This is a genomic window from Halomonas sp. BM-2019 (assembly GCF_017584085.1).
Genome location: NZ_CP071922.1, coordinates 231,886 through 234,908, shown reverse-complemented (window position 1 = coordinate 234,908; position 3,023 = coordinate 231,886). Strand labels below are relative to the sequence as shown.

The window sequence follows — 3,023 nt, the reverse complement described above, 5'->3', positions numbered from 1 at the left end:
ATCGCTTTGATCAGCATGTCGATGACGACCGGACCACCATGTCCCTGAAATTCGAGGACGTCCTCTCCGGTAAAGGAATTTGGGCCTTGGAAAAAGAGAGCGATGCCCTTGTCGAGCAGATTACCGTCAGTGTCTTTAAACTCGGTGTAGTCCGCGTAACGGGGCTTGGGGCAATAGCCGAGCAGTGCGCTAGCGATGGCTTTGGCGTCATTGCCACTGACGCGAACAATGCCAACACCGCCTTTACCGGGCGGCGTTGCTTGCGCGACTATGGTGTCGTCGGTGCTAAAATTTTCAGTGTGGGTAGTGGTGCTCAAGTTGCTCATCGTTGTCCTGTAAAGCAGCCTGCTGCAATTGACGCTCGTTAACGACTTGCCATAACGAGGCTTGCAACGGTTGCACTAGGTCTGCATGTTTCTGATGCAGGTAATGATAGAGCAAAAAGGTTTCTAAATCAGGTGATAATCGATAAACAGAGGTGATGTTTAATTCGTCAAGTAGTTGTTCGGTTTCAAAGCCGGGCAATACAGCCACGTCGGTACGGCCAGATAAGACCCGTTGGATGCTTTGTTCGATACTGCCAACTTCGTTGAATGGAATATCACCAAGCCGATCAGCGACGGTGTGCATGCCGCGCACCGTGTCGATACGCAGGCCACGTAAAGACTCCCAGTTGGTAATATCCAGATCGGTTCGCGTGGTGAATACGGAGGTATAAACGGGAAAAATTGACGGCTCAATACGGACCAAATTCGCCAATGCTGCACTTGCTTCTTCGGTACGAGCAAGTTCCGCGTCAATGATGAGTCCCCGGTTTGCTTCGTATTCACTGCGCTCATACGGCAAGGTGACTAGCTCAGCGTTCACCCCGATGCGACGATAGGCTTCTTGAATAATTTCGAAGGTAGGGTGATGCTTTTGAATGCCGTGCAGTGTGCCAATGCGAATGGTTTTTAGCTCGTGGTCTGCTGCGACCACTGGAGACACCCAAGTGATGGACAGCATGAGTAGCGAAAATCGCATTAGTGTTCGAAGATCCATCTTAAGCATGTTGGCACCTTTTCCTTAGGGGGCATCATTTTGAATAACGAGAGTTTCTAATATAGTTGAATTTTTGAACCACACCAAGCAAAAAGCCCTCAATAATTGTAAACAAATATTGAGGGCTTTAGTCAGTAGGAGCTGGGGCTATCGGCGTTTACCGCTGGCCGCTTCCTTCTTATCAATTTGCCGGTAGATATAGGTCATTTGGGCAATTGAAATTAAGTTACTGACTAACCAGTAAAGAACCAAACCTGCGGGGAAGAACAGGAAGAACACAGTAAACATAACCGGCATGTACTGGAGAATCTTCGCCTGCATCGGGTCAGTGACTGGCGTTGGCTGTAAGCGCTGCATGAGGAACATACTTGCACCCATGAGCAGCGGTAAAATGAAGAACGGGTCACGGCTCGACAAATCGTTAATCCAGAAAACGAAGTCAGCATGACGAATCTCCGGGCTTTCCAAAAGCACCCAGTAGAGCGCTAAGAAGATCGGTAATTGCAGCAACATCGGTAAACAGCCACCGAGTGGATTGACCTTTTCTTCTTGGTACATCTTCATCATGGCTTGTGAAAGTTTTTGCCGGTCATCGCCAAATTTTTCCCGCATTTCTTTCATTTTCGGCGCAATTTTACGCATTTTTGCCATCGACACATATTGTGCTTTGGTCAGCGGGTAAAGCAGTGTCTTGACAATAATGGTGACGAGAATGATTGCTAGACCCCAATTGATGACGACCGATTGTAGCAGTGATAACAACCAGTAAATCGGCTGTGCTAACCACCACAGGAATCCGTAATCAACGGTTAAGTTGAGATGCTGAGCCAATTCACGCAAGCGCGCTTGGTCTTTCGGACCCATGTACAAGGCGCTTTCAAGAACAATATTTTGGCCCGGCGCGATGGTGTGTGCTGGTCCAATAAAACCGATCATGCCTTCGCCAAGCGCGTTGCGGTTGGTATAAAGGCGATTGGTTGATTCTTGGTCTGGTACCCATGCGGTAACGAAGTAATGCTCCAACATGGCGACCCAGCCGGCCGGTGTATTGGTGCTAAAGTTACGATCTTGGATGTCACTAAAACTGTATTTTTTATAGCGGTTACTGTCACTGGAGTAGGCCGCACCACGGTATGTCGGCATAAACATACTGCTACGTCCGCCGTCGACCATGGTTTGCTTTAACTGACCATAGAAGTTCACGGTTTTCGGTGCGTCGCTGCGGTTGGTAACGTCGAAGGCAACTTTCACCGCGTAATCGCCGCGGGTAAATGTATAACGCTTAATGACTTCAGAACCGTCTTCTTTGACATAATAGAGCGGAACTTCAAGGGTGTCGCCGGTCAATTCAAAGCGCGTTTGCTCAGCGCGGAATAGTGGACGGGTTTCGGCATTATCTATGCCGTCAGGACCAATCAGACCACTTTGAGCGATGTGTAAATGTCCCGGACGCTGATACAAGATGGTATAGCGTGCTGGCTCGCCCAGTGTTTCTGCGTGCTGTAGCAGTTCGGCTTGGATTAAATCACCACCACGCAAACTGAGTTTCACGCGTAAAACGTCGGTTTCAACCGTAATGGTGTCACCAAGTACGGCAGTGGTATCGGCTGCAGGAACGCTGTCATTACCGCCAGCAACCGGAATGTCACCGTCGAGAGCCGGAACATCGGATGGTACGTCGCTTTGACCGTTGCCCACTTGTTCGGTAGGGGCGCTGCTGCGGTCGATGCCCGGCGTGTTACCACCTTTTAGTTGCCACTGTTGGAACATAAAAAATGATAGTACCAAAAGGGCAATAACCAGAATTGTACGTTGCGAATCCATAGTTACTCTTTCTCTTTTTGTGATTTCCTAGTCTCGAGTTCGCGAAGTTCGGCAGACAAGGTTTCTTCGTCTATCCACTCCGACTCTGTTCCGGGAACCGGATCAAAACCACCGGGATGACCCGGATGACATTTACTAATTCTACGACTGGCGAGCAA

Annotated in this window: 2 protein-coding genes and 1 pseudogene; all 3 read right to left on the bottom strand. The window is 49.2% G+C overall.

The window, feature by feature from the left end:
* A pseudogene (locus J5F18_RS01230) lies at positions 1-326 on the bottom strand (hypothetical protein); the annotation flags it as partial.
* Positions 295-1,050 (bottom strand): hypothetical protein, encoded by a 756-nt coding sequence (locus J5F18_RS01225; protein WP_346300550.1) that lies wholly within the window; start codon positions 1,048-1,050, stop codon positions 295-297. The pseudogene J5F18_RS01230 and the gene J5F18_RS01225, both read right to left, overlap by 32 nt.
* Positions 1,051-1,188: 138 nt before the next feature.
* Complete coding sequence (gene yidC / locus J5F18_RS01220) at positions 1,189-2,865, bottom strand: membrane protein insertase YidC (protein WP_346300549.1); 1,677 nt, start codon at positions 2,863-2,865, stop codon at positions 1,189-1,191.
* Between the last annotated feature and the right edge of the window lie 158 nt (positions 2,866-3,023).

Coding starts and splice junctions, on each gene's coding strand:
- yidC (WP_346300549.1), bottom strand. CDS start 2,865: ATGGATTCGCAACGTACAATTCTGGTTATTGCCCTTTTGGTACTATCA.
- J5F18_RS01225 (WP_346300550.1), bottom strand. CDS start 1,050: ATGCTTAAGATGGATCTTCGAACACTAATGCGATTTTCGCTACTCATG.